Annotated in this window: 25 protein-coding genes; 10 read left to right on the forward strand and 15 right to left on the reverse strand. The window is 53.5% G+C overall.

Annotated elements, in window-relative coordinates; genetic code table 11:
- Positions 1-47: 47 nt before the first annotated feature.
- Both K6123_RS21600 and K6123_RS21605 read right to left on the reverse strand, forming a co-directional pair.
- Positions 48-509: a hypothetical protein gene (locus tag K6123_RS21600; RefSeq protein WP_221801525.1), complete on the reverse strand. Its 462-nt coding sequence runs from the start codon at positions 507-509 to the stop codon at positions 48-50.
- A gap of 410 nt (positions 510-919) precedes the next feature.
- Complete coding sequence (locus K6123_RS21605; RefSeq protein WP_221801526.1) at positions 920-1,759, reverse strand: sulfurtransferase; 840 nt, start codon at positions 1,757-1,759, stop codon at positions 920-922.
- 131 nt (positions 1,760-1,890) lie between these two features.
- Here K6123_RS21605 and K6123_RS21610 point away from each other — a divergent pair, with 131 nt between their 5' ends.
- Positions 1,891-2,775: a GNAT family N-acetyltransferase gene (locus K6123_RS21610; protein ID WP_246624960.1), complete on the forward strand. Its 885-nt coding sequence runs from the start codon at positions 1,891-1,893 to the stop codon at positions 2,773-2,775.
- Between the two features lie 628 nt (positions 2,776-3,403).
- Here K6123_RS21610 and K6123_RS21615 read toward each other — a convergent pair.
- The 3 genes from K6123_RS21615 to K6123_RS21625 all read right to left on the reverse strand — a co-directional run bounded on the left by K6123_RS21615 (position 3,404) and on the right by K6123_RS21625 (position 8,068).
- Positions 3,404-3,823 carry a GFA family protein gene (locus K6123_RS21615; RefSeq protein ID WP_221801527.1) on the reverse strand — a complete coding sequence of 140 codons (420 nt, stop codon included), beginning with the start codon at positions 3,821-3,823 and terminating at the stop codon, positions 3,404-3,406.
- Between the two features lie 97 nt (positions 3,824-3,920).
- Positions 3,921-7,016 carry a transporter substrate-binding domain-containing diguanylate cyclase gene (locus K6123_RS21620; protein WP_221801528.1) on the reverse strand — a complete coding sequence of 1,032 codons (3,096 nt, stop codon included), beginning with the start codon at positions 7,014-7,016 and terminating at the stop codon, positions 3,921-3,923.
- A 152-nt stretch (positions 7,017-7,168) separates the two neighbouring features.
- Positions 7,169-8,068: a LysR family transcriptional regulator gene (locus tag K6123_RS21625; RefSeq protein ID WP_221801529.1), complete on the reverse strand. Its 900-nt coding sequence runs from the start codon at positions 8,066-8,068 to the stop codon at positions 7,169-7,171.
- A 104-nt stretch (positions 8,069-8,172) separates the two neighbouring features.
- On the opposite strand from K6123_RS21625, the gene K6123_RS21630 reads away from it, so the two are divergent.
- Positions 8,173-9,192 (forward strand): NAD-dependent epimerase/dehydratase family protein, encoded by a 1,020-nt coding sequence (locus K6123_RS21630; RefSeq protein ID WP_221801531.1) that lies wholly within the window; start codon positions 8,173-8,175, stop codon positions 9,190-9,192.
- Here the strand turns inward: K6123_RS21630 and K6123_RS21635 are convergent.
- The 4 genes from K6123_RS21635 to K6123_RS21650 form a co-directional block, all read right to left on the reverse strand.
- Complete coding sequence (locus K6123_RS21635) at positions 9,174-9,902, reverse strand: YkgJ family cysteine cluster protein (protein ID WP_221801533.1); 729 nt, start codon at positions 9,900-9,902, stop codon at positions 9,174-9,176. The genes K6123_RS21630 and K6123_RS21635 overlap by 19 nt on opposite strands.
- Positions 9,903-10,235: 333 nt before the next feature.
- The gene (cowN, locus tag K6123_RS21640) at positions 10,236-10,535 is read right to left on the reverse strand and encodes a N(2)-fixation sustaining protein CowN (RefSeq protein ID WP_221801535.1); all 300 of its coding nucleotides are present in this window, start codon (positions 10,533-10,535) and stop codon (positions 10,236-10,238) included.
- A 116-nt stretch (positions 10,536-10,651) separates the two neighbouring features.
- On the reverse strand, positions 10,652-11,317 hold the full coding sequence (locus K6123_RS21645; RefSeq protein ID WP_221801536.1) for a Crp/Fnr family transcriptional regulator: 666 nt from the start codon (positions 11,315-11,317) through the stop codon (positions 10,652-10,654).
- 113 nt (positions 11,318-11,430) lie between these two features.
- The gene (locus K6123_RS21650; RefSeq protein WP_221801538.1) at positions 11,431-11,631 is read right to left on the reverse strand and encodes a YgaP family membrane protein; all 201 of its coding nucleotides are present in this window, start codon (positions 11,629-11,631) and stop codon (positions 11,431-11,433) included.
- Between the two features lie 338 nt (positions 11,632-11,969).
- On the opposite strand from K6123_RS21650, the gene K6123_RS21655 reads away from it, so the two are divergent.
- The 3 genes from K6123_RS21655 (at position 11,970) to K6123_RS21665 (ending at position 14,987) form a co-directional block, all read left to right on the forward strand.
- Positions 11,970-12,407, forward strand: coding sequence for a CZB domain-containing protein (locus K6123_RS21655; protein ID WP_221801540.1), 438 nt, complete (start codon positions 11,970-11,972; stop codon positions 12,405-12,407).
- Positions 12,408-12,734: 327 nt separating this feature from the next.
- The gene (locus K6123_RS21660; RefSeq protein WP_221801542.1) at positions 12,735-13,901 is read left to right on the forward strand and encodes a p-hydroxyphenylacetate 3-hydroxylase oxygenase component; all 1,167 of its coding nucleotides are present in this window, start codon (positions 12,735-12,737) and stop codon (positions 13,899-13,901) included.
- Between the two features lie 162 nt (positions 13,902-14,063).
- The gene (locus tag K6123_RS21665) at positions 14,064-14,987 is read left to right on the forward strand and encodes a p-hydroxyphenylacetate 3-hydroxylase reductase component (RefSeq protein WP_221801544.1); all 924 of its coding nucleotides are present in this window, start codon (positions 14,064-14,066) and stop codon (positions 14,985-14,987) included.
- A 361-nt stretch (positions 14,988-15,348) separates the two neighbouring features.
- On the opposite strand, the gene K6123_RS21670 is transcribed toward K6123_RS21665, so the two are convergent.
- Both K6123_RS21670 and K6123_RS21675 read right to left on the reverse strand, forming a co-directional pair.
- The gene (locus K6123_RS21670) at positions 15,349-15,816 is read right to left on the reverse strand and encodes a DUF6795 domain-containing protein (RefSeq protein WP_221801546.1); all 468 of its coding nucleotides are present in this window, start codon (positions 15,814-15,816) and stop codon (positions 15,349-15,351) included.
- Positions 15,817-15,915: 99 nt separating this feature from the next.
- Positions 15,916-16,383, reverse strand: a complete 468-nt coding sequence (locus K6123_RS21675) for a DUF6795 domain-containing protein (RefSeq protein WP_221801548.1) — start codon at positions 16,381-16,383, stop codon at positions 15,916-15,918.
- Positions 16,384-16,715: 332 nt separating this feature from the next.
- On the opposite strand from K6123_RS21675, the gene K6123_RS21680 reads away from it, so the two are divergent.
- On the forward strand, positions 16,716-17,456 hold the full coding sequence (locus K6123_RS21680) for a helix-turn-helix transcriptional regulator (RefSeq protein ID WP_221801550.1): 741 nt from the start codon (positions 16,716-16,718) through the stop codon (positions 17,454-17,456).
- 26 nt (positions 17,457-17,482) lie between these two features.
- On the opposite strand, the gene K6123_RS21685 is transcribed toward K6123_RS21680, so the two are convergent.
- Positions 17,483-18,373, reverse strand: a complete 891-nt coding sequence (locus K6123_RS21685; RefSeq protein WP_221801552.1) for a LysR family transcriptional regulator — start codon at positions 18,371-18,373, stop codon at positions 17,483-17,485.
- Between the two features lie 125 nt (positions 18,374-18,498).
- Here K6123_RS21685 and K6123_RS21690 point away from each other — a divergent pair, with 125 nt between their 5' ends.
- Both K6123_RS21690 and K6123_RS21695 read left to right on the forward strand, forming a co-directional pair.
- Positions 18,499-19,398 (forward strand): MBL fold metallo-hydrolase, encoded by a 900-nt coding sequence (locus K6123_RS21690; protein WP_221801554.1) that lies wholly within the window; start codon positions 18,499-18,501, stop codon positions 19,396-19,398.
- Between the two features lie 103 nt (positions 19,399-19,501).
- On the forward strand, positions 19,502-20,155 hold the full coding sequence (locus tag K6123_RS21695; protein WP_221801556.1) for a DsbA family protein: 654 nt from the start codon (positions 19,502-19,504) through the stop codon (positions 20,153-20,155).
- A gap of 68 nt (positions 20,156-20,223) precedes the next feature.
- Here K6123_RS21695 and K6123_RS21700 read toward each other — a convergent pair whose 3' ends face one another.
- The 3 genes from K6123_RS21700 to K6123_RS21710 form a co-directional block, all read right to left on the reverse strand.
- Positions 20,224-20,619: a hypothetical protein gene (locus tag K6123_RS21700; protein WP_221801558.1), complete on the reverse strand. Its 396-nt coding sequence runs from the start codon at positions 20,617-20,619 to the stop codon at positions 20,224-20,226.
- Positions 20,620-20,651: 32 nt separating this feature from the next.
- Positions 20,652-21,074 carry a hypothetical protein gene (locus K6123_RS21705; RefSeq protein ID WP_221801560.1) on the reverse strand — a complete coding sequence of 141 codons (423 nt, stop codon included), beginning with the start codon at positions 21,072-21,074 and terminating at the stop codon, positions 20,652-20,654.
- Between the two features lie 101 nt (positions 21,075-21,175).
- On the reverse strand, positions 21,176-22,087 hold the full coding sequence (locus K6123_RS21710; protein ID WP_221801561.1) for a bestrophin family protein: 912 nt from the start codon (positions 22,085-22,087) through the stop codon (positions 21,176-21,178).
- A gap of 395 nt (positions 22,088-22,482) precedes the next feature.
- On the opposite strand from K6123_RS21710, the gene K6123_RS21715 reads away from it, so the two are divergent.
- Entirely contained in the window at positions 22,483-24,009 is a 1,527-nt protein-coding gene (locus K6123_RS21715; protein WP_221801562.1) for a 4-hydroxyphenylacetate 3-hydroxylase N-terminal domain-containing protein, read from the forward strand.
- 185 nt (positions 24,010-24,194) lie between these two features.
- The gene (locus tag K6123_RS21720; RefSeq protein WP_221801563.1) at positions 24,195-25,142 is read left to right on the forward strand and encodes a p-hydroxyphenylacetate 3-hydroxylase reductase component; all 948 of its coding nucleotides are present in this window, start codon (positions 24,195-24,197) and stop codon (positions 25,140-25,142) included.
- The last annotated feature ends 94 nt before the right edge of the window (positions 25,143-25,236 follow it).

The raw sequence follows: 25,236 nt of genomic DNA on the forward strand, positions 1-25,236 counted from the left end.
CAGTGGAGGCCACGCTTTTTGTGGCCGGAACGAAATTAAGCAACTTGTTAGTACTCTTTACGCCAAAGGTCATGTCGTTTTGGCCATAACTCAGAATACATTTTGTACGTACCGTATGGCATGAATATAAACATCAAAAGCGTCAATATAGCCATGAAATCCGAACCGATTTGAGCAGAATATATTTCAAATAGTCCGTCTTCAGATGTACCCAAAATTGCTTCTCTTTTGTCATCTAGAAACAAAATTTTATAAGTGTTGCCCTCTGACAGCTTAAACCTAAAGCTTTGGATGATTTTTTGACCATCAACATTCAAATTGTAGTAATAACTGTTGCCGCCTTTTGCTGAGCCGCTGACATGATCTAAGCTCAGAACCACTGCAGTAGTTTCTCTACCATTTTTCCAAAACGCATAACTACTATTCCCCAAAGAAAATGCTGACCAGAAAATGGCACCAATACCAAAGGTCAAGAAAGCGATAACAAAATAGCTAAGTAATTTCTTCATGGAGTACTAACAGCTTATTAGTGCGCATGCGCGGTTTCTGACTAAAGTTATTTCCAGAAAGAACTGATAAACACTTGATTTAAAATAAAAAATATCCATTTCCCGAATCATCCCTGCCAGAAAAGTGCGCATGCGCATTAACACTTTTTTGCTGTGCGCATTAACTTGTAAACCTGCAGCACAACTCCTTTTTATTCAGGCAGTTACGGTATCAGCCCCCTGCAAAGTGAGCAAGCGAGATGGATGAGCGAGCATTGATTTGTCCAACTCTTGAATTTTGCTGGTGAGAGAAAGATGTCTGCCAGCGCTTGCGATCTGCTCTGGATGATTACCAATGATCAATTCCACTGCTTTAACCCGTTTGGTTGGAAGCTACCAGAAGCCGATTTGAACAATGCCCGCAAGCATGACTATTCAATCGGAAGCTGTGGATTGCTGCCCCACTCGGCCCAAGAGCCGTCGTAGAGAGCGACGTTATTGTATCCGGCAATCACGGCCGCCAGCAGGATGATGCAGGCGGTGATACCTGAGCCACACGAAAACACCAGGCGTTGTTCAGGCTGAGTTACGATTTCCGCAAACAGTTGCTGCAATTGCGTTTCGCTCTTGAAGCAGTCGCCATCAAGCACGTGCAGGAACGGCAGGTTCAGCGAGCCGGGAATATGACCGGCACGAACACCCGGCCGGGGTTCTGCCACCTGGCCCAGGTAACGGGCCTGGGCGCGGGCATCCAACACGGTGATGGTCGGATCATTGAGTTGTTCCAGTAACTGATTACAGCTGCATACCTGACGGTCGTTATAATTCACAGCCAGGTCTGATTCAGACGTGGTCGCAGCGTCATCAAGGTCCACCACAACGTGGCGGTTTTCTGCCAACCATTTTGGCAATCCGCCATCTAATACGTACACCTGTTCGATGCCCATGGTGCGGAATATCCACCAGGCTCTGGGTGACGAATACACGCCCTGGTTATCGTAAATCACCACTACAGAGTCGGCCTGAATGCCCAGTGGCTGAACCGCCGCAGCAAAGATTGCTGCGGTTGGGAAGGTATGCGGCTGACTGGATGACGGGTAGATCAGTACTGTTTCCAGGTCACATTTGTGGCTGCCGGGAATATAACAAGGGCTGTCGTAAACGATGGGTTCCTTGCCAATCACGGTTGCCATGCTGGCGTCCAGCAGGATGAGTTTGTCGTTTTGCAGGTTGGCGGCCAGCCAGGCGGTTGATACCAGTGGTGATTGCATAACAGTTCCTTTTTCCGGCGAGAAACAGGGTTATACCCATATTTGCCAGCACCGGACAATGATTAGCGGCTATTCCTTCCAGATGACTGACCTTTTATGCTGCGGGGAACCCATTTCTCAGGACGAGCAGCATGACAGCGAATTACAGTATCCGGCCAATGACCCGTAGCGAAGTGGATATGGCGGTTGAATGGGCCGCCCAGGAAGGCTGGAATCCGGGTTTATACGACGCCGACTGCTATTTTGCGGCTGACCTCAGGGGCTTTCTGGTCGGTCTGTTGAACGATGAACCCATCGCCTGTATTTCAGCAATTCGTTACCCCGCCGCCAGCCAACACGCTGATAACACCGGTACTGGCGAGGATTTTGGCTTTATCGGCTTTTATATCGTCAAACCGGAATATCGCGGCCAGGGTTATGGTATCCAGATCTGGAATGCCGCCATGAACTATTTGCACGGCTGCAATATCGCGCTGGATGGCGTGGTGGCCCAGCAGGATAATTATCGCCGTTCAGGCTTTACACTGGCCTGGCGCAATATGCGGTTTGAAGGGAAAGTGCCAGCCGGGTTAATCCCCTCTGGCCAGACTGTGAGCTTGCAGTCGCTGCCGTTTGCGGAAGTCGAACGCCATAACAACATCTTGTTTCCGACGCCCCGCCCGGCGTTTCTGCAATGCTGGATTCAGCAAGCTGGCGCAACGGCGTTGGGGATAATGGAGCATGGCAAGCTGGCTGCCAGTGGTGTGATCCGGCCTTGCCGCAGCGGTTATAAGGTTGGGCCTTTGTATGCGGAATCAGCGGCGCAGGCACAGCAGTGTCTGAATGATTTGCTGTGCCAGCTGGAACCCGATTCAACGTTTTACCTGGACGTTCCCGAAACCAATCCAGACGCGCTGGCATTGGCGGAAAGCCTGCAAATGCAGTTGTCATTTGAAACCGCGCGGATGTACACCGCCAGCACACCAGATTTGCCCTGGCAGCAGCTCTACGGTGTGACATCCTTTGAGATTGGCTAATACGGTTCGCTTAAACCCGGCACCGTCGTTCATATTGAGTGTTTACTCTCGATTTACTCGGGAGTGAGGGCTGGCCATCACAAGGTTCGTTAGCCGCGGCCCAACCAGCCTTCGTAGGGTCCAGGCATGCCTGGATAACGGCTTTTTGATGACATCACAGCGGCTGTCGGGACATGTCCCGACCCTACAAAATTGCGCGTCGTTAGGTGCGGCTTGATAATGCCTTCGTAGGATCCAGGCATGCCTGGACAACGGCTTTTGGATGACGTCACAGCGGCTGTCGGGACATGTCCCGACCCTACAAAATTGCGCGTCGTTAGGCGCAGGTTGATAATGCCTTCGTAGGGTCCAGGCATGCCTGGACAACGGCTTTTTGATGGCATCACAGCGGCTGTCGGGACATGTCCCGACCCTACAAAATTGCGCTTCGTTTTGCCCGAATACATACCAAACCGAGTGTGGCTATCCTGCCCATATATGCAGGCGGGACGCCTGCGCTCCCGATCCACACAAAACCAATCCAAACCAAGCCAAATTGGTTAAGTGAACAGTATTACGTTCTAACCGGTTTTTATCGTTCCCGAATCTCTCTGACTCGTTCGGAATGACGCCACCTGCTGTTATTCAACTAGCGGCCCGGGAATCCTTCGAAACACGGAATTGGATCATCGTCAGCCCGCCAGTCCCGGTCCCAGGCCGCCTTGCTATCCATAAAGATGTGCGCCGACGGCTTCATCACCAGTTCGCTGTCGAGACTGCCTGCAGGCACCAGCCAGGTGCCGTCGTCCAGCCGGTAAGGCAACGACGAGCCACAGGTCGGGCAAAAACACTTGCGATGGCGAGTTTCCGGTACCTTGTATTCCACCGCCAGCTCACCACCTGCCAACCATTCCATCACTGCTTGCGGGCAGAACAGGTTGGCGGCATGAGCGGAGCCGCTATCCTTGCGACAACGGCTGCAGTGACACAAATAAAAGCCCGCGATCTTGCCCTGCAGCTGATAACGAATCTGGCCGCACTGACAAGAACCTTGCAAATTCCCAGTCATAACGTTTCTCCTATTTTTCCTTGTTATTATTCGGTGGTGCTGGTTGCTGCGTTCATATCCAGCCCGAACGTCTCCTGCCCGAACCTCTCCTACCCGGTCAACAGAGGTCGAGCTGATCCAGTTCAACGTCGCTGACAACCCGGTTACGACCGGCGTTCTTGGCTTGATACAAGGCATTGTCTGCCTTTAACAGCAACTGCCGGGCGGACTGCCCCGGCTCACGGCAAGCCGCCAGACCAAAACTGGCGGTCACGTGATCGACCTGTTCAAACTGCTCGGCGGCAATCGCGGTACGAATTTTTTCCGCTAGCCGATAAGCCATCTCGGCTGAGGTATCCGGCAGAATAATCAGGAATTCCTCCCCGCCCCACCGACCGATCATGTCATGGGCACGGCTGTTGGCTTTCAGTGTAGTGGCGATCTGCTTCAGTACCACGTCGCCGATCAAATGGCCAAAACGGTCGTTGATGCTTTTGAAATGGTCGATGTCCATCAGCATGATGGCGAATTCGTTTTGCTTGTCTGGCTGCCTTTCTTTCTGCTGCTCTGGCGATTTGCCCTGCTGTTTGGCCAATTGTTTATCGAGCTGGTTTTCGATGTGCAGCCGGTTGGCCAGACCGGTCAGGTTGTCTGTGGATGACAGCACCGCCAGTTCGCGATTACGCAGGCTCAGTTCCGAGTTGGCATCCTGCAGCTGATGTTCTGCCAGCTGACGCAAGGACATTTCCGATTTCAGCTGACGGTTAAGCCGCGCCAGCTTCCAGTTCCACAGCACAATGGCCAATAACACCACCAGAGCAGCGGCCACCAGCTTCCATACCAGCTGATAATCGACTTCCTGCTCGAACTTCACCGCCACCCAGCGCTGGAATACCTTTGAACGCTCTTCGTCGGTGATGTAATCCGTGGCCTTGTTGAACATCGACAACAGCTCCGGCGAGTCGTTACGCACCGCAATCGCCAGCTTCCAGTCTTCGTCCAGTCGGCCGCCGATCTTGAGGTTGATAAAGCGGCCCTGACGGATCGCCTGTCCAACCGGCGCAATTGAGCCAATCATGCCGAAAATGCGGCCTTCCTCGACTTGCCGCAGACCATCACTGATGTCGTCCACTTCGATGACGGTCAGGCGCGGATAATCCCGTTGCAGTTTTTTCAACAAGCCATAACCGTTGGGTACCGCAATGGTCTGGCCATCGAGCGACTTGAGACCGTCAACAAACATGGCATCGTCCTGAATCGCGATCACCAGCGGCAGCCGTAAATAGGGTTTGGTGAAGTTCAGCTGGCGGGCCGCTTCCGGGGTTTCAAACGCCGCCGACATAATGTCGCAACGGCGTCCTTTGGCGTATTCCAGCGACTGCGCTGTGCTGTCGGTTTGTACCAGCGTCAGGCCGATACCTATGCGGTCGGCCATCAGATTGAGGTAGTCCGCCACCATGCCTTCGTGTTTGCCACCTTCACCAATTTTTTCCAGCGGCATCCAGTCCGGGTTGGCGCAGTAGGTAATATTGGGCTTGTTGGCAAGCCAGGTTTTTTCGGCATCGGTCAACGCCAGACCACTGCCCGGTCGGGCAATAAAGTTCTCGTTGCCCATCCAGCGGCGGGAAATGGTTTCCATCTCGTCGCGGCTGAGTGATTCCACCGCCCGATCCATAATGCCCTGCAGCACCGGCCAGTCAGAACGCACACCAATACGCAGGTTAGCCAGATCCGGCTGGCCGATATCCACTTCGCCAGACACCGTCAGGTCGTTAAGCATGTTGCGCGCGATCAGATGGTTAAATACCGCTGCTTCTCCCAGCGCCGCATCGGCCTTGCCAACCGACACCGCCTTGAGGGTTTCGACCACATCCTTGACCAGATACAGCTTGATCTGGGGGTACTGCTTGCCGATCACTTCCTCGTAGAAAAAACCTTTTGGCACTGCCACGGTTTTGCCGATCAGGCTTTCGATATTCTCGTATTTGGCGGATTTTTTACTGGCAATGACGTTGGGGTTAAAGGCATACGGGCGGGTAAAACGAACGAATTCACGCCGCTCCGGGGTGTTGACGATATTCAGCATCACGTCGAGCTGGCGATCTTTCAACATATGCATAAAGTCGTTCCAGCCCGGGCCGCTGATGTATTCGATACGGAAGCCGGTTTTCTTGGCGATCAGGTCCATCACGTCAATGGAAAATCCCTTCGGCTTGCCCTGGTCGTTGTAGTTGAACGGCGGCCAGGCCATTTCGTTGTGCACCCGCAAAACCGGGTGAGCCGCCAGGAATGCCTTTTCGTCCTTGTCGAGCTGCAATAATTGAGTGCTTTGCAAGCCACTACTCAGCCAGCGCCGTCCCAGCCGTTCACGTTCCTGCTCGGTCACGGATTCCAGCGCTTTTTGCAGAATATTGCGGAAAATTCCCCAGTCATCCCGCACACCGATGCGCAGGTTATTGGCGAAACGCGGATCATCCAGACCACCAATCACCTTGGTGTTATTGATCAGGTTGTTGCGCATCAGGTAGTTCTGCACTGCGATACCACCCATGGTGGCGTCGGCGTGACCAAAGGATACCGCCTTGAGACTTTCCAGCTGGTCGGTCAGCAACAACAGCTGAATACCCGGGAAATTCCGCTCAATGATTTCCTGATAGAAAAAGCCTTTTGGTATCGCCAGCACCCGGCCGTTCAAATCCCGCAGGTCGCGAATTTCATTATTGTCATCGCGCACCACAATGCCTGGCGGGTTGTTCAGGTAGGGGTCTGTAAACAAGATAAACTTGCTGCGGTCTTCGGTCTGAATGATGTTGAGCATCACATCCAGCTCCCGCTTGCGCAGCATGTCCATAAACTGGCCCCAGCTCGGGCCGGTGATATATTCCACCTTGATGCCAAGCTTCTCTGCCAGCAGGTCCATAAATTCGATGGAATAACCTTTCGGGCGGCCAAATTCGTAGTAGTTGAAGGGCCCCCAGTTGGTCTCGTTGTGGACCCGGATGGTCTGGTGATTCATCAACCAGGTTTTTTCTTCGCTGGTCAGCCCCAGCTCAGCCGCCGGCTTTGCCCTGGCAGCTGCAGCTTCGGCAGGTGCAGTTTCTGCAGCCTGACCAGGATTTGCCGCCAGCGCCAACACCGCCATTACAAGCCAGACAACAAGATACAAATACCAATGCAAATTACGGGTGTTCGGAGCCTGATGGAAAACAGTCACTGCATGCCTTCTTTACTGATAAATCCTGAAACCAGCCCTTCGCCAGCGGTATCTATCTTATAGCACTAACAACTGTTTAAAAAATGATACGGTTATAAGTATGACCATTCCGCCCAATGACGGCTGCAAAAGATACAACCGCGAAATTTGTGCTATGCCGCGCCGCCATGATCCTCGAACCAGTTTTTCAAAAAGCGCATCAGCACCTGAATCCGGCGACTGCTGTAGAGGTCGTAATGCGCTACCAGCCAGAATGGCAGCGGCGGCAGGCTGACGTCGGGCAGGACTTCCTCCACAGCCATCCGGCTGGCCAGTATTTTGTGCATCACCACAATGCCAGCCCCCTGTTCCATCAGTCGCCGTCCGGCTTCGAGGCTATCTGTCCGAATCACAAAATCAGATCGCTTCAGCACGAATCCCATTTCACGGGCGGTCTCCAGATAACTGGTCAACTGGTCGAAACCGATCAGCTGATGCTGTGTCAGCTCGGCCAGACTGGTTGGTCTGCCATGCTGCTGCAAGTAGGCCGGGCTGGCATAAAAGCCCAGTTCGATATCCGCCAGCTGGCTGGCAACCAGATCAGGTTGCTCTGGTTTGAACATGCGTAAGGCAATATCGGCTTCACGCTTGCTGAGATTGGCGCTGGCGTTTTCGATCACCAGCTCGATTTGTACGTCCGGGTGTTGCTGGCGAAAGGCCACCAGTGCTGGCGGCAGTATATGAAAACCCACCAGCTCATTGGCACTGATACGCACGTCTCCCTGCAAGGTCTGCGACTGGCCACTGATCAAGCGTTCAAACTCACCGGCAGCGTCACGCATCCGCCGTGCGGGTTCCACCAATGCCATTCCTTGTTCGGTTAATTCCGCCCCCTGACTGGTACGCCGGAACAGATAGGTATCGAACGCCTGTTCAAGCGCACGGATGTGGCGAGTCAACGTCGGTTGAGAAATACCCAACTGCCGGGCCGCCAACGAAATCGAACGAGTCTCCGCTACGGCGAGAAAACCACAGACCCAGTCCCAGGGTAAATCAGTCAGCTTGCCATTCATATTTGAATATCTGTCATGAGTTTATGGCCATTCTAAATACCATAAAGAATAACAATACTGATCTGGAAATTCCCTGACCAGAGTTGAGACACAGGAGGCTAACCATGAACAAGGTACTGATTTTTGGCATCACCGGCGCACTCGGGCGTTACATGGCGCAAGCCTGTCTGGCGCAGGGCTGGCAGGTAACCGGCCATGCCCGCCAAGCGGAAAAACTGGCCGCCGAATTATCGGGCCAGGTCGATCTGGTGAACTGTCCACTGCAGCAAGACGATCCAGCGCTGGCCGCCACCATCGCCAGTCATGACATCATTATTTATGCCGCCAACCCGCCTTATCAGTTATGGCAGCAACAGGCTCTGCCAATGCTGGAAGCCGTATTAGGGCCGGTAGAAAATTTCCGCAAGACGCTGTTTTTCCCGGCGAACCTGTACATCTACGATCCAAAGCTGACACCTGAGGTAAATGAAAACAGCCCGGCGCAACCCGTTACAGCCAAAGGCCAGCTGCGACTGTTAATGGAGCAACGGCTGCGACAGGCCGGAGATCTTGGCGCGCAGATAATCATGATGCGTTGCGGCGACTTTATTGGCGCTGATGCTCCCAATAGCTGGATTCCCCAACTGCTTAAGCTTGCGGGGAAACAACTGCAACTGCGCTCACCAGGAGATTCACAGCAACTGCACAGCTGGGCCTGGTTGGGTGACTACAGCAAGGTTGCCGTAGTCCTGTTGCAACGTCGGCAGCAACTGGGCAACTTCAGCTGTTTTCATTTCCGCGGCTACTGTTTAAGCATTCAGCAACTGGCGGCGACACTGCAGCCATTGTGTCAGCAGCCTGTCAAAATCAGCACCATGCCGTGGTGGCCCTTGTACGCTTTGGCGCTGGTAATGCCCTTGCTGCGGGAAGTCATCAAGATGCGCTATTTGTGGCAATGGCCACTGGCGCTGGACGACAGTAAATTGCGGAATTTTTTGGCTGATCAACCGGAGCTGCTGCAAACAACTCCGATTGCCGAAGCCTTGCTGCAAGCCGGGCTGATTCCGGCTAACGCCCTGACAGCCCAGTCAGCCCTGACAACCCAGCCAGCAGCTCTGGCCGTTGATCAGGCATTGGTCAAATAACAATCACTGAAGCTGGCCTCGCCCGCCAGCCATCGATCAATCCGCTGACTGTCCCGCAAGGCTTCCAGCGTAGCTGCAATCAGGTCCAGCTGGGTCATGTCGTGGTCCGGGAAATACTCCCGCAGCCCCATCATCATGCCCTGCATGGCACCGTTATAAGCGACTATCTGGGCTTTTTCAGTGATAACTGCACCTTCGGGGAAGCCTTTTGCAGCCGCGTCGCGACAGCTTTTGAGATCAAACGAGGTTTGCCGTCGGCAGGCCAGAGGCCGGGCATCGTAGATTTCACACTCGCCCTTGTGCAGGAACGCACAGGACAAATTTACCCTGGCGCGCTGAGCCAGGGTTTTTCCCCGAATAGCGCTGTCGAGCTGCTGCAACTTGTCGATCAGGCGTTCTTTCTGCCGCTCGCTGTGCTGTTCATTGATATGTCGAACAACACGAAAAATCTCCGGTGCAATCACACCAACGGATTGATGGCAGCACCAGTGACATTTGGGTTTACAGGCCAGCTTGGGCGTTTCCGGATCGGCAATACGATCCTTGATCGCCGCTGCAAACCAGGCGGTTTTGCTGACGACCTTGACGATACCATCAAGGTCCCGTTGTTCAGCCAGCATGCTGGCAACGTCGTTGCCCTGGGCTGCGGCCAGGCTGTTCTGAAATTCAAGCTCATCTGGCGAAAGTGCTGTCAGTTCCGGCAAATTCATTCTGTTTCCCTGCACAGTTTCGTCCGCATGGTCAAATAACCCAGGACAATGAGGACCAACGCTACCGGCTTGTCATAAAAATGTATTGATTAAGCCCAACGAAAACGGGTTCGTCTGAATTGTCTGATATGTCAATAGTAGGGCTGGGATCAGAGTTGAGAGTGGACTCGGAGTGGAGAGTGGAGCGGGCCGCGCAGGCTGGGGCGGGATAAAAAACAACCGGTGCCATGACAAGCCATGGTCACCGGTTATCGGTCCCGATTGAAGTGGTCATGTATACCGCCGTGATGCTTGGGGGAACTGAGGAGAGCATTCAGTCAAGCAATCAGCTGGTCAGCAACATTCCTGCTCCAGACGCCACAGCAATTCCAGTGCTTCTTCGTCTTCGCACTGCTCCAGATAGCTATAAAGGCTGTTCATTTGGGCACCCACGAAGTACAGATTGTCGTGGTTCATCTTGGCTTGCTGTTCGCGCTTCTGCTGGAAGTATTCCTGCCATAACGGGTCACCGTGACCCGCTTGCAGGTGGGCGTTCAGCATGTCGATCAGCAGATTGGCGTTACCGTCACAATCGATACCGCAGAAAGTGACGTAGCGGTCGGTTTCGGCTGCTGCGTTTTCGGGCATGTTCATCAAGAGTCTCCCTGTGATTTATGAGCGAGGTTATGAGTAGAACTGCGTCCCACTCTAGTCATCACAGAGGCTGGCTTCTGTCAGCTGGCTGACAGTCGAGCGAATCCGGCGTTTATTTACACCTGCGCCAGTGCTTCCAGCGCCGCAATATCCAGCAGTTGCAGCTGCTGGCGTTCGAGTTTATTGAGCAAACCATCCTTGATCATGCGGTTGATGGAAGTCGACAGGGTCTGACGAGAAGTGCCCAGCAGGCTGGCCAGCAATTCGGTATGGCCGGTGAGTTGAATGGTGTCACTGTTCTGGGTGCCGCGTTCCAGCAACAGGTAGCGTGCCAGCCGGGCATCAACTGGCCGAAAGGCGAGATCTTCAATCAGGTTGGTGGCCTGATGCAGCATCATGCCGACTTCCCGCATCGCCGCAATCGCCAGTTCCGGGGCTTCTGCGATCATGCTGGTCAGCCGTTCAATTGGCCAGCTGCAAATACGGGTTGGTTCCAGAGCCTCCACCCAGGCACGGGTGTGGGTAACGTAAATACTGCCAGGCCGTAACCAGCCCAGCGTCAATTCCTTGTGTTCGGCCGACAGACAGATGCGCACACAGCCTTGCTGAATCAGGAAAATCCGGTTTTGATGATTGTCAGGCCGACAAATCACATCACCTTCATCAAACTGACGAATCTGCCCTTCCGGCAACTGCGCCAGCCAGTCAGCACTGCGCTCACCGGTATGCCCTGCCCCGGAACCGGACATAGCCGCGTGGGGATGACGCGTGGCGTCGCTCATGAAATCCAACCTCAACACCTACATTCAGTGAGGACTTTAACCAGCGAATGAGAGCCAGGCCAAGCGCACAAGCGGAATCCGCCGGAATTAACCGGCCAAAGTGAGGAATTTCGCTAATCGCTATCAGAATCCGGCTTTTGGCAGGTCGAGATTCCCAGTGGCATATAAGCCGGGCACCAACCCAGTGCTGCCGTTGCCAGTGGCACCAGCCCAATCAGCCCCCACCAGGAATGCGACATCAAGCCAATCGCAAGTATCACCAGCCCCAGTACAACCCGAAAAACCTTGTCTGACTTGCCAACATTACATTGCATATTCCACCTCCGGAGGTGAGCTATAGCGGCACCATTTTGTATAACAACCGTTCTGCAATCGTAAGCATAGTCCAGCCAACCAGCTTCGTATTCTGGCATCGCAAATGGTTCATTAGTGAACCCCAATAAACATGTAAAACATGCACATGTAGGCATGTTTATTTATCACCAACTGAATTTGATTTACCTCACGTAACACATGTCCAGTGCGAGCACGCAGGCCACTTTTTTGATGTTCGTCAAAGGTCAGACCTTTATCCCCCATAGACTCACACCTAACAACTCTCCCAGGCACATTTGATTGCCAGAATACTTATACCGACACAGGAGTGAGCACTATGGGATTTCTCAGCTTTTTCAGCTTCGGCAGCCATGAGAAGGAAGATGCCATTCGCGCCGCGGAAGCCGCTCGTCATGCCAGCCAATCCCTGGATATCGACGTTTCTATCGCCGCCCACGAAAACTGGCTGACCCGGCTGGAAACCTATGTTGCCGGTCACAGCGAAGAACACCTGCACGCAGACAACATCGCCTGTGACGATCAATGCGCACTGGGCAAATGGATTTACAGCGATGGTAAACGCTACCTCGGCAGCTACGCCGCCTTTGAAGACCTGCGTGCCACTCACAAGATGTTCCATTTCAAGGCCTCTTCCATTGTGTCACTGAGCCAGGCCAACAAACGCGAAGAAGCCGAGCAGGAACTGGCCAATGATCTGCACAAGCTGAGCGAAAAAATCAAACGCCGCCTGCTGGACCTGAAATCTGTCGATTGAACCCCCTCAGCCGACAGCCCGGCCTGATCAACCCACTGGTCAGGTCGCCCTTCTCCAATGCCCCAGCTGTCACATGATAAAAATGCCATTTCAGCGTTAAAACCCGCCATATTCCCTCTGTCCAAACGCTTTCCCCTCCTATCCAAAACAGAAAAGTCCCAGTTTTAACGAGAAAACGTCATGTTCCTTATTCCCACCGCTGGGAATAATGGCTCCATTGAAGTTTGCAGCGTCACAAGAGTCGCATCGCAACTTCCAGGAATTCTGCAAGGGCCCAGCAGGCTTCCGGATCAAATAACAATACAAAGACCATAAGGGCGTTTGACCATGACCACTTCAAACCCAATGCTGCAAAAGCTGCAGGAAATCCTGCCTGCCATCCGTGCCAACGCTTCAAAAGCCGAAGAGCTGCGCATGATCCCGAAAGAAAACGTGGAAATGCTGCACGGCATTGGACTGAACCGCGCGTTTTTGCCAAAAGCCTACGGCGGCCTGGAAATCTCACTGCCAGAGTTTACTGACTGCATTGCTGCACTGGCGGGTGCTTGCTGCTCTACAGCCTGGGGCTACAGCCTGCTGTGTACCCACAACCACCAGATGGCGATGTTCAACAAACAGGCTCAGGAAGAATTCTGGGGTGAAAACCCGGATGCGGTTGCCTCCTCTTCCATCGCGCCATTTGGTCGTTATGAAGAAGCCGAAGGCGGCATCGTCTTTACAGGTGATATGAAGTGGAGCTCTGGCGTTGACCACGCCGACTGGATCATTGTTGGCCTCAACCGCATGATCGACGACGAAAAGGTCTATTGCTTCGCGGTGATTCCGAAGTCTGACTTCACCATCATCGACGACTGGTACTCCATGGGCATGCAGGGCTCAGGCACCAAGACTGCCCATATCGACGGCGTATTTGTACCGGAACACCGTATTCAGGCCGCCCGCGACATGATGGAAGGCCGTCATGTTGGACGTGAGCTGTACCCGGACAGCAAGATCTACCACACCCCGTACCGTCCGTACTTCGCCAGTGGTTTTGCAGCCATGAGCTTGGGGGTTGCCGAACGCATGGTCGAAGTCTACAAGGACATCACCAAAAACCGCGTCCGCGCCTACACAGGTGCCAAGGTCGCCGGTTCCATCGCACCGGTGATGCGCATTGCCGAGTCCTACCAGCAAGTGTGCGCTGCCCGTGCCTACCTGGAAAAAACCTGGAACGAGCACAAGGAATTTGGTGAACGTCACCAGTATCCGACTCGTTACGAACTGGCCCACTGGCGTACCAACCAGGCTTACGCCATCAAGATGTGTGTCGAAGCCGTCAACCGTTTGTGGGCAGTCATGGGTGGTTCCAACTGGTACCTCGATCGTGAAGCCCAACGGCTGTGGCGCGAGTCCAACATGACCGCCGCTCACGCCTACACTGACTATGATGTTTGTGCCCAGATCATTGGCCGCGAATTGCTGGATATGGACCCGGATCCAAGCCTGCTGTAACTCCAAAGCCATGCTGTCGGACGGTGCACCTCGTTCCCACGCTCCTGCGAGAGAACGCAGCTGCCCGATGGCTACCACGCAGGAGCATGGTAGCCAGAAATCCCCCTAATTATGCGTCAGACGTCCGCCTTCGACGTCTGACGACAGCCACAGGACACCCTCATGACCACTTTCGATCCCAAAGCATTCCGCCGCGCCCTTGGTAATTTCGCCACTGGCGTCACCGTGATCACCGCCACCACCCCGGATGGCCAGCAAACCGGCGTGACTGCCAACAGCTTCAACTCGGTATCGCTGGACCCGGCACTGGTGCTGTGGAGCATCATGAAAAACTCCGGCAGTGTCGAAATTTTCGATCAGGCAAGCCACTTTGCCGTCAACGTACTGGCTGCCGACCAGATTCCAGTGTCGAACCACTTTGCCCGTCCATCTGACGATAAATTTGCAGGCATCAGCTACAGCAAAGGCCTCGGTGACGCGCCGGTGCTGCCAGACTGCGCTGCCGTATTCCAGTGTGAGAACTACCAGAAACTCGACGGTGGCGACCACTGGATTCTGATCGGCAAGGTCGTTGCCTTCGACGACAATGGCGGCGCACCACTACTCTATCATGGCGGTGCCTACTCGGCGGTGATCCCACATGCTGGCGTCAAACCCAAGGATTCCGAAGCGACTGCCGCCGCCGAAGCGAAGAACCAGAAACGGCTGGACAACAACCTCTACTACCAGATGCTGCAAGCAGTGAAACGCTACCAGACTGGCTATCAGCCACTGCAACAATCCACCGGCCTGCGTACTGTTGAAGCACGCATGATCCTGACTCTGAACGACTTCGGTTCGCTCACCGCCTCCGAGCTGGAACAGCGTATATCCATGCCAGATCAGGACCTGCAAGCCGCAGTGGAAGTACTCAAGCGCAAGGAATGGTTGGCGATGAATGAAGACCAGCTGAGCCTGACCGCTGCTGGTACAGAGCAGGCTGAAACACTCTGCAAGATCGCCAGCGACCGCCAACAGCAAGTGTTTGGCCAGTTCAGCGACGAAGAAATGGCCACTTTCCGCAAGGTACTGGACGCGATTCAGTAAGCTCTATTAACGCTATTTCCTGTTAATTAACGTCTCTTTTGCCCGGTCATACCAAGGTGTCACCGGGCTTTTTTATAAAAAGCCTTTCGGGCCGAGATACCAACGCCTATATAAATAAGAATTTTCCAGAGAATTTTAAATATATGGAAATTGGGTTATTTTCAACCACAACCAGTAATTTCAGATACTGGCATATTGGCCAACCTCCTTGCGATACTGACGATTAAAATGCTCCAGGGGTTCTACCCCGTTATTAGGAGTGTTAATTTTTCTGTGGCGTTTCCCTAACCTTTACCAAACAGGAAACGACGCACTATGTCCAACCAAAAATTCAGATTTGATCACCCTTGTTCATTCCACATCAAAGGCTCCATCTACATTTATTCCAAACACTGTCATTTCCAATCGCTGATTTCACAGGTCTTTGCAAAATATCACAGGTCACATTTAAAGGCTTGCCCCCGAACTCAGTAAACTCAGATTTTTTCATTTTACCACCACCCCAAATCTGGTTTTCTTCCGACATATCATCCAGATATATTCTTTGATAACTGACAAAGGCGACCTCTAACAAAACCCGATAGTTGTGCCAAATAGTATCAAAGTGAAAGTTTCCGTTTTCATCGGTGATGGTTTCATCCTGATATTCTCTCCCCTTTATCTCCCAGGTTCTGATGAGTTTTCGATTGGCCAATGGTTTATCACCTTCAACCAACCTGGCGTCAAAACCGGTAAACAGACATACTCGCTCTGGAATAATGATTCCCACTGAATCCTCCTGACAGGCACTCAGGGCAATCAAGCACAATATGACTGCAATGGCCTTCATCCCTGAATATTCCTTGTGGCTGTTTGAACAATAACGTTTAAATCCCGAGAATTTTATCCAACTAAAAATTCAGATTTGATCACCCTTTTTCATTCCATATCAAAGGTTCCATCTACATTTATTCCAAATACTATCATTGCTAAAATCAGGATTTTCAGGCTCACGTAAAATGTCACATATAACATTTTCAGGCTTGCCACCAAACTCAGTAAACTCAGCTTTTTTCATTTTTCCACCACCCCAAAGCTGATTTTCTTCCGACATATCATCCAGATATATTCTTTGATAACTCACAAAGGCGACCTCTAACAGAACCCGATAGTTGTACCAAATAGTATCAAAGTGAAAGTTTCCGTTTTCATCGGTGATGGTTTCATCCTGATATTCTCTCCCCTTTATCTCCCAGGTTCTGATGAGTTTTCGATTGGCCAATGGTTTATCACCTTCAACCAACCTGGCGTCAAAACCGGTGAACAGACATACTCGCTCTGGAATAATGATTCCCACTGAATCCTCCTGACAGGCACTCAGGGCAATCAAGCACAATATGACTGCAATGGCCTTCATCCCTGAATCTTCCTTGTGGCTGTTTGAACAATAATGTTTGAATGCCGGGCACCTTACCCGCCAACGACTCCCTCAAATGGGAACGTCGTCTGATTTTGTTTGTGCTACTACACAGAAAAGTGTCAATTAAGGAACATGCCCACAGTTATTCAGCGAAGAAATACCGAGAGTCGGAAAATACCAGCACCTGACAGGCAGCATGTATCTGGGCTTTTTCTATCGTTGAAGCAACGCCCAACGAACCTGGCGGAAAGATAACGGCCCTGCTGTCAGAAATTTGTTATGCTCAGCAACAGTTTTGAAATAACAATAACAACGAGCATCCATCCACTATGGATCAGCAAGCATTTACGCTGCCGTCAGACCAACACCTGACGCTGTTGGAGTCGCTGGGTACGCCAGCGTTCTACGACCTGTTTCTCGACTGGTTACATCAGCAATTAAATACCGATCAGTGCATGACGTTCCTGTGCCCGGACGGTGATCGCCTGACTACCGTCATCTCGAAAGACTTTGGCCGCGACCAACGCGCCCGCCAGCTGGCACTGTCGTACATTTCCGAAGAGCACTACCGTAATGACCCCAATTTTGAGTCCATCAAACAATGCCAGCCCGGCCAGCTGATGACCCTGCCACTGGCGAGTTATTGCCAGAAAATGGGGCGCCGCTACCGCGAGCTTTTTATCAGCGGCCCCGGTTTTGTCGACAAATGGTCGGTTATTTGCCACTCGCCGGACGGCAACTATTGCATCAACCTTTACAGCCGTCGCGGCCAATATCAGGACCTGTTTGGAGAACCCGGCAGTGAACGCGAAACCGGTATTGCCCGGCTGATCGCCATGCTGGTCACCAAACACTATTTGCTTAACAACCAGCTGCTGAATCAGGGGCCATTGGCACCGCTGTCGGAACGTGAACGACAGGTCTGCGAAGCCATGCTGGCAGGCAAAAAAGCCGAAGCCATTGGCCATGAACTCGGCGTGGCGGCCAGCAGTATCGTCACCTACCGCAAACGCGCCTACGACAAGCTGGGGATCTGCTCACGAGCGCAGCTGTTTGCGTTGTGCCGCTAACCCTGCCGAACTGACACCCAAACGGCTCACCAGGGATATTGCTGAAACCAATGTTCCAGGTGATCGATCAAGGCCCGCACTGCAGTCGACTGATGTTTACGTGAGGCATACAGCACGTAAATTTTCAGATCGTCCGGTCGCCATTGCGGCAACACCACTTGCAGTTCGCCGCTTTTCAGCAAGCCCGACACCAGATAGGTCGGCTGCATCGCAATGCCCATACCTTCTTTTGCAGCGGCCATCAGTGCCGTCACTTCGTTGGCCGTCAAACGGCAGTTCAGATCAACCGACACATCCTGCTTATCTGCATGGCTCAGGTGCCAGACATGACGACCAAAATTGCGATACCCCAAACACTGATGCCGACGCAAATCGTCCGGGTCTTGCGGCACGCCCTGTTGTTGCAGGTAAGCAGGTGACGCCACCAGCACGGACTCACACATCGCGATTGGCTTGCCAATCAGCGAGGGGTCCGGATTGGTGGCAAACCTCAACGCCAGATCAATTCGTTCGGCAGTCAGATCCGTAACCGTGTCCTGCAGCTGCAAGTCCACCGTCACCTGCGGATAACGCGCCATAAAATCGCGCAAGGCAGGCACCAGCTGGGAAAACCCGAACGACATACTGGTGGCAATACGAATCTGCCCGGCCGGTTGCTGCTGAGCCACCACCAGCTGTTCAAGCTGTTCAGCCTGCAACAACCACTGCTCGACGTCTGCCAGGCATTGCTCGCCAGCCGCGGTGAGAGAAATCTTGCGCGTCGTTCGATGGAACAGCCGCGCCTGCAGCCAGCTTTCCATCGCCTCAAGGTGACGACTGACCATCGGCCGCGACATATCCAGACGATCAGCAGTGCGGGTAAAGCTGCCGGAATACGCCAGATCCACAAACACTTTTGCTGCGGTTATACGATCCATTACCGCCCCAATTTGTTCGAATAACGAAATAATGGTGATCAGTATCTGGTATTTTTCAGTAACCAATCAAGCACCACAATGGCTCCATCTTCTGAACGTATTGCAACCGATTAACGGAGCTGAACATGAAAAAATCCCTGCTGAAAACCACAACCAAACTTGTGTCTGCCCCAATCGCAGCCTTTGGCCTGACGCTGCTGTCAAACGCTGTTCTGGCCGCCAACCAGAACCTGACTCTGGATGTGTACAACGCCGACGGTAACAGCTTCCACGTCAACTCCACCCTGATCATTGGTGACTCTGAAGTCATGCTGGTTGATACCGGCTTTACCAAAGCCGATGGTCTGCGCATTGCGGCCAAGGTGCTCGACAGTGGCAAGCCGCTGAAAACCATTTTTATCAGCCAGGCCGATCCGGATTTCTATTTTGGTGCTGAAGTACTGAAGCAGGTTTTCCCCGAAGCCAAGGTGATTACCACGCCGGCTGTTCGTCAGAGCATTGAAAAGAAAATGGCTGGCAAACTGGCCTACTGGGGCCCACTGCTGGGTGCCAATGCCCCGCAGCAACCTGTGTTGCCTGAGGCCTACGAAGGCAAGTTCCTGACTATTGACGGCCACACCATTGAAATTCGTGGCACCACTGGTGAGCTGGCCAGCCGTCCTTACCTGTGGATCAAGGACAGCAAGGCTATTCTGGGTGATATCGCGGTATTTGGCGGTCTGCATCTCTGGACCGCCGACACCCAGACCAAATCCCAGCTGGATGCCTGGAACCAGCAGCTCGACGCCATGCTGGCGCTGCAACCTGCAATTGTGATTCCGGGTCATATGGCCGCCAATACCGAACTGACCGCCAGCGCCATTGAATACTCCAAAGACTACCTGGCCAACTTCCGCCAGGCGCTGAAGCAATATCACAGCAGTGCTGAGGTCAAGGCTGCCATGCAGCAACAATACCCTCAAGCGGGCCTGGGTATTGCGCTGGAACTGGGTTCCAAGGTGCATACCGGAGAGATGAAGTGGTGAGTCGCAGAATAAACCAGCTTCTACATACGATACCGGGCCGCCAGCACAGCAGCCCGGCAGACTGAACAGCGCCACAACAACAGTAATCGCAGGAGCCGTCAGCATGACAACAGTCCACTACTTTTACGACCCCATGTGCGGCTGGTGCTACGGTGCCACCGCACTGATTAACGAATTGCAGCAACAGGCAAGCCAGCAAAGCTGGCAGTTGCAACTTCATCCGGGTGGCATGATTCCCCGCCGCACCATCGACAACAGTTTCCGCCAGCATATCCTGCAGGCCGACCAACGCATTGGCGAATTAACCGGCGCTCAATTCGGCGATTTGTACAAGCAAAGAGTCTCCAGCAACCAGCCACTGGTGCTCGACTCGCTGTTAACAACCCAGGCCATTCTGAGTGGCCGTGAACTGGGTCTGGATGAATTCAGCCTGCTGAAAGTCATTCAGCAAGCCCACTATCAGTACGGCCTCGACGTCAGTGACGCCGATATCCTGCAACAGCTGGCACTGCAGCTGGCACTGCAACAGGGTATCCAGCTGACGGCAACTGACTGGCAAACTGCCATGAGTGATAGCCATGAGCGACTGGGCCAGGCGCTGCAAGCCAGTCGGCAGTTGATGGGGAAACTGGGCGTGCAAGGCTTTCCGACCTTGTTACTGGAAACCGACACTGGCTGGCAACGACTGAATCACAGCCAGTACTACGGAAAGCCAGAAGAATGGAAGGAAGTTCTGAACAACGTGCCCGTCCAGTAAGCTCACGACCAAACTCCGGAGTTATTCGTGTAACTCCGGAGTTTGGATAGCAAAGATCACTGACAGATTCATCCGGATGCAGCGCAACCAGACTGCTGGGCATCGGACGGCAAACAGGATCGCAAGGCCCAGAAGGCAATCAGAGCATGGTTGGCAAGCACGCCGAACATAAACGTCTCTACCAAACAGATACAACCGCATACGGTGCAAATCAAGCGCAGCTTTTCTGGTTGATATCCCCAACCTTTCAAAACCGTAACCATATCCATCGCTACCATAAGCGCAGCCAGAAGCAGAAATATTTCCGGTCGCCCAGACCAGGCTGTTATGAGTTGCTCAAGTACCCGGTCCGATAGTAGCCACCAGTCAGCATCCAACAGACCCGCAGCAAAACACAGCTCCACAATATAAGTAGCAATAAAGAAATGCCGGCTGCCCAGCCACATGCTCTGCAACAAACTCACAAGTTTCCTTCCCTGAAAGTAACGACCTGATCCTAGTGAGAACTGGCTTTCACTTCAATAAACCACTTCGGCTGCATGGCCTCAAAATCCGTACGAACGTTAGACGGCAAATACGCAGCCGAATCCAGCACAAATGGCTGCCCGGCGATACGTTTGAACACCACCCAGTGCCAATAATCCTTGCCGTCCTGCTGGTGGTGCTTGATTGCCAGTAACGCCAGCGCTGGCAAGGCTTGCCAGGACCAGAAGGGAATTTCCTCAGGCGAGGTTGCAATGCCCGCTTCAGCTAACATGCGCCGCACGTATTGGGTGTCTGACCACAGCGATGAGTCGTCAGCATAAATTCCCATTTCATTGGCGATGGCTTGCATCTCGGCATAACTTTTACCAAGGATATTGGCAACTGCTGCGATGCCACAGCCGGTAGGTTCTTGCTGGATGACAGGTTTAAGCATATTCACTCCCCACAAGTCTGAAAGATACGCAGCCACTCTATTTATGGTAGGCGAGATAGCTGTATGCCGTCAGCCCTCACCAGTCACATTATCTTGCCTCATCACCGCAAAATATGATCCACCGGCTCCAGTCGATCCGGCACCGGCAGGCCCAGCGCCTCGGCGATGGAAATATCATTGACCCGGCACATCGCTGTCAGTGGCAAGTGGTTGGGCTTGTCAGCGAACGGAGTTTCCAGCTCCTCTGCCAGCGCATCCAGACCCCAGAAGGTGTAGGCGACGATCACGGTGAACACCAGCGTCATCCAGCCCATCGTGCCAACCAGACCAAACGGCAGCAGATAACAATACAGGTACGCCGTGCGGTGCGACAGCAAGGTATAGGCGAACGGCAGCGGCGTGGCCGCCAGTCGCTCACAACTGCCCTGAATAAAAGCCAGGCTGCTGATGCGGGCATCCAGAATACTGACGCCAACAGAATCCAGTTTGCCATCGCGATACCACTGGCCGATCAGGCGACCGGCCTGAGCCAGATAACGATCAGAAGAATTACCCTTTTCATCCGTACGCACCGTCACCCCGGACAACGACAGGTAGTGACCGACTTCTTCCGGCACCGGCTCACGCCGCAGCTGACCACGCAGGGCATGGTAGTGAGCGGCAATCAGATACATCAGCTGCTCGCGATCCCGGGTATCTCCAATCAGCGTCGAGCAGGAACGCGCCAGTGAACGTACGTCCACCACCATCGCGCCCCAGTGCTTACGCCCTTCCCACCAGCGGTCGTAACAGGCGTTATTGCGAAAACCGAGAAACAGCGACAAGGCGATACCCAGCAAGGTAAAGGGCGCAATCGAATAGCGCGCCATGTCAGCAATATGGTGGCCGTGCAGTTCAACCACTGCTGCAGTGAACATCATCAGAACGGCAAGGTGAGGGAAAATCCGGTTTAACACAGAACCTCGCAACACCAGCAGCAAGGCCAGGGCGTTGGGGCGCTCACGTACGATCATAGTCACAGCTCCGATTGCTGCAATTGAGGGAAGAAGCGGTAGATGCTGACAGGTCTGGCGACAGGCCGACCGCCGGCGCGCGATAATCTGCCGCTGTTCCTGCAATAGCAATACGGTCACGGCGGAAATTTTGTCGAATGCTGTCAATATCGAGCAGCGCAGGAATCCGGCTGGAAAGCGGCTTACCAGTTTGCCGAATGACGTTCTGTCTTTAACCAGTTGCCAGCAGACAGGCCCTCTATAACAAGCACTACAACCAGCACTGCAACGCCCGTTCTATTGCTGCGGAGGATGTTTCGCTTGTCCCCATTTTTTGGGGACAAGCCTTGGCCAGGCTTTTGAGTACTCTGATTTCCGTTCTCACAGTTTAACAATAATAAAACGGAGTACTCGTTATGATTAAGCCTGAAACTCATATCCAGCAAGCCGGTCGTCCATTCAACGGCGCAGAATTCCTCGCCAGCCTCAACGACGGTCGTGAAATTTATTATGCTGGTGAGCGCGTTGAAAACGTGACTGAACACCCGGCGTTCAAAAACGCAGCGGCTTCCGTTGCCGCCATGTACGACGCCCTCCACGCTCCTTCCACCAAAGACAAACTTTGCTGGGAAACCGACACTGGCAACGGTGGTTACACCCACAAGTTTTTCCGTTACGCCCGCTCCAAAGAAGAACTGCTGGAACAGCGTGATGCCATCGCCGAATGGGCGCGTATGAGCTATGGCTGGATGGGCCGTACTGCCGACTATAAAGCCGCTTTCGGTGACATTCTGGGTGCTAACCCTGAATACTACGGCGACTTCGCAGACAACGCCCGCACCTGGTACAAGCGCATTCAGGAAAACTGTCTGTACCTGAACCACGCCATTGTTAACCCACCGATTGACCGCAACAAGCCAAGCGACGAAGTGAAAGACGTTTACGTTCACGTCAGCCGCGAAACCAGCGAAGGCATCTATGTTACCGGCGCCAAGGTGGTTGCCACCAACTCCGCCCTGACCCACTACAACTTTATTGGCCAGACGGCGATTCAGGACATTGGTAACGACCCTGACATGGCGCTGCTGTTCATCACCCCGATGAACGCACCGGGTGTGAAGCTGATCTCACGGGTGTCCTACGAGAAAAATGCCACCGATACCGCATCTCCGTTCGATTATCCGCTGTCGTCCCGTTTCGACGAAAACGACGCCATCCTGATTCTGGAAGACGTGTTTATTCCATGGGAAGACGTGCTGATCTACAAAGACAAGGCCAAGCTGGCACAGTGGAGCTTCGCGGCCGGTTTTGGTCGTCTGTACCCGCTGCAGGCCTGTACCCGTTTTGCCGTAAAACTGGACTTCCTCGCCGGTCTGCTGGAGCAGGTGCTGGAATGTACCGGCGCGGTTGAATTCCGCAACGTGCAGGCGGAACTGGGTGAAGTGGTTGCCTGGCGTAACCTGTTCTGGTCCATCAGTGATCATATGTGTATGGCAGCGGCGGAATGGAAATCCGGTGCCTTTCTGCCACCCAGCGAATCCGCCTTTAACTATCGCGCCTTCGCACCCATGGCTTATGACAAGATTTTCCACATCATCAAAACCACAGCAGCGTCTGGCCTGATCTATCTGCCAGGCAGCAACAAGGATCTGCAGGTACCTGAGCTGGATGAAAAACTGGCCCGCTACTGCCGTGGTTCCGGCGACATCACCCACATCGAACGTATCAAGATCATGAAACTGATGTGGGATGCGATTGGTTCCGAGTTCGGTGGCCGTCACCACCTCTACGAACTCAACTACGCCGGTACCGCTGACGCCGTGCGTCTGCAATGTCTGGGCGCCGCCCGCGGCAGCGGCAGCATGGCGAAGATGCGTGAGCTGTCCGAGCAGTGCATGAGCGACTACAACGTCAACGGCTGGACCAACCCGATTCTGGGTTAATCCTGAAACCCCACTGGACCAGTGGGGTTTTCTGCTTTCTTTAGATCGGATAAAAACGCGCAGCGAGCGCCATCCGACACTAGCCGGTTGGGTAGCGGCACTTCGTGGCCTTATCCAACCGGCCAATAACGGATTACCAAACACAATAACAACGCAGCACGGCCTGTGCACAAGGACTACTCACCATGACCACTCAAACTGCTGAATTCGATCCCAAGGCGTTCCGGCGTGCGCTGGGTAACTTTGCTACAGGCGTGACTGTGATCACTGCCACCACCCCGGACGGCGTGCAAACCGGCGTGACCGCCAACAGCTTCAATTCGGTCTCGCTGGACCCCGCGCTGGTACTGTGGAGCGTTATGAAAAACTCCGGCAGCGTCGAGATTTTTGACCAGGCCAGCCACTTTGCTGTGAACGTGCTGGCGGCGGACCAGATCCATCTGTCGAACCACTTCGCCCGTCCGGCCGACGACAAGTTCGCTGGTATCGACTACGAAAAAGGCTTTGGCAATGCCCCACTGTTGCCAGAATGTGCCGCCCGCTTCCAGTGCGAGAACTACCAGAAACTCGACGGTGGTGACCACTGGATTCTGGTGGGCAAGGTTGTCGCCTTCGATGATATCGGCCGCGCCCCACTGCTGTATCACGGCGGTGCCTACTCGGCAGTGATTCCCCACGCGGGCGTCAAACCGAAAGACTCCGATGCCAGCCAGGCTGGTCTGGAGAAGAACGAGCAGCGCCTCAACAACAACTATTACTACCTGATGATTCAGGCGTTGAAGCGTTATCAGGCCGGTTACCAGCCACTGCAGCTGGCCACGGGTTTGCGGGTAATAGAAGCCCGTATGGTTATGACCCTCAACGACTTTGGTTCCCTCAGCGCCCGCAGCCTGGAGCAGCTGATCAGCATGCCAGACCAGGACCTGCAAGCCGCCGTCGAGATTCTCAAGCGCAAGGAATGGCTGGCGGTATCCGGCACTGGCGAAGAAGAAATGCTCAGCCTCACGGCAGCAGGCCATCAACAGGCGGAAGTGCTGTGGAATATTTCCCGTGAGCGTCAGCAGCAGGTATTTGCACAGTTTTCAGAGGCCGAGCTGGCGACGTTCTGCAAGGTGCTCGAAGCAATTAACTGAGCGTCCTTGCTACACGACTGAACTACCAGCTCTTACTTCAAGACGTTGCCGGCTGCAGCTGGCAGCAACCGAATACTGGTGCTCCATCAGACAC

It is taken from the genome of Oceanobacter mangrovi (genome assembly GCF_019740315.1).
Taxonomy (GTDB): domain Bacteria; phylum Pseudomonadota; class Gammaproteobacteria; order Pseudomonadales; family Oceanobacteraceae; genus Oceanobacter; species Oceanobacter mangrovi.

What these genes read in the sequence shown, in the direction of transcription:
- K6123_RS21660 (WP_221801542.1), top strand. Translation starts at nt 12,735, where the DNA reads ATGACCACTTCAAACCCAATGCTGCAAAAGCTGCAGGAAATCCTGCCT.
- K6123_RS21690 (WP_221801554.1), top strand. Translation starts at nt 18,499, where the DNA reads ATGAAAAAATCCCTGCTGAAAACCACAACCAAACTTGTGTCTGCCCCA.
- K6123_RS21635 (WP_221801533.1), bottom strand. Translation starts at nt 9,902, where the DNA reads ATGAATTTGCCGGAACTGACAGCACTTTCGCCAGATGAGCTTGAATTT.
- K6123_RS21605 (WP_221801526.1), bottom strand. Translation starts at nt 1,759, where the DNA reads ATGCAATCACCACTGGTATCAACCGCCTGGCTGGCCGCCAACCTGCAA.
- K6123_RS21600 (WP_221801525.1), bottom strand. Translation starts at nt 509, where the DNA reads ATGAAGAAATTACTTAGCTATTTTGTTATCGCTTTCTTGACCTTTGGT.
- K6123_RS21655 (WP_221801540.1), top strand. Translation starts at nt 11,970, where the DNA reads ATGGGATTTCTCAGCTTTTTCAGCTTCGGCAGCCATGAGAAGGAAGAT.
- K6123_RS21665 (WP_221801544.1), top strand. Translation starts at nt 14,064, where the DNA reads ATGACCACTTTCGATCCCAAAGCATTCCGCCGCGCCCTTGGTAATTTC.
- K6123_RS21720 (WP_221801563.1), top strand. Translation starts at nt 24,195, where the DNA reads ATGACCACTCAAACTGCTGAATTCGATCCCAAGGCGTTCCGGCGTGCG.
- K6123_RS21645 (WP_221801536.1), bottom strand. Translation starts at nt 11,317, where the DNA reads ATGAGCGACGCCACGCGTCATCCCCACGCGGCTATGTCCGGTTCCGGG.
- K6123_RS21710 (WP_221801561.1), bottom strand. Translation starts at nt 22,087, where the DNA reads ATGATCGTACGTGAGCGCCCCAACGCCCTGGCCTTGCTGCTGGTGTTG.
- K6123_RS21625 (WP_221801529.1), bottom strand. Translation starts at nt 8,068, where the DNA reads ATGAATGGCAAGCTGACTGATTTACCCTGGGACTGGGTCTGTGGTTTT.
- K6123_RS21680 (WP_221801550.1), top strand. Translation starts at nt 16,716, where the DNA reads ATGGATCAGCAAGCATTTACGCTGCCGTCAGACCAACACCTGACGCTG.
- K6123_RS21685 (WP_221801552.1), bottom strand. Translation starts at nt 18,373, where the DNA reads ATGGATCGTATAACCGCAGCAAAAGTGTTTGTGGATCTGGCGTATTCC.
- K6123_RS21630 (WP_221801531.1), top strand. Translation starts at nt 8,173, where the DNA reads ATGAACAAGGTACTGATTTTTGGCATCACCGGCGCACTCGGGCGTTAC.
- K6123_RS21670 (WP_221801546.1), bottom strand. Translation starts at nt 15,816, where the DNA reads ATGAAGGCCATTGCAGTCATATTGTGCTTGATTGCCCTGAGTGCCTGT.
- K6123_RS21675 (WP_221801548.1), bottom strand. Translation starts at nt 16,383, where the DNA reads ATGAAGGCCATTGCAGTCATATTGTGCTTGATTGCCCTGAGTGCCTGT.
- K6123_RS21705 (WP_221801560.1), bottom strand. Translation starts at nt 21,074, where the DNA reads ATGCTTAAACCTGTCATCCAGCAAGAACCTACCGGCTGTGGCATCGCA.
- K6123_RS21615 (WP_221801527.1), bottom strand. Translation starts at nt 3,823, where the DNA reads ATGACTGGGAATTTGCAAGGTTCTTGTCAGTGCGGCCAGATTCGTTAT.
- K6123_RS21715 (WP_221801562.1), top strand. Translation starts at nt 22,483, where the DNA reads ATGATTAAGCCTGAAACTCATATCCAGCAAGCCGGTCGTCCATTCAAC.
- K6123_RS21650 (WP_221801538.1), bottom strand. Translation starts at nt 11,631, where the DNA reads ATGCAATGTAATGTTGGCAAGTCAGACAAGGTTTTTCGGGTTGTACTG.
- cowN (WP_221801535.1), bottom strand. Translation starts at nt 10,535, where the DNA reads ATGAACATGCCCGAAAACGCAGCAGCCGAAACCGACCGCTACGTCACT.
- K6123_RS21610 (WP_246624960.1), top strand. Translation starts at nt 1,891, where the DNA reads ATGACAGCGAATTACAGTATCCGGCCAATGACCCGTAGCGAAGTGGAT.
- K6123_RS21695 (WP_221801556.1), top strand. Translation starts at nt 19,502, where the DNA reads ATGACAACAGTCCACTACTTTTACGACCCCATGTGCGGCTGGTGCTAC.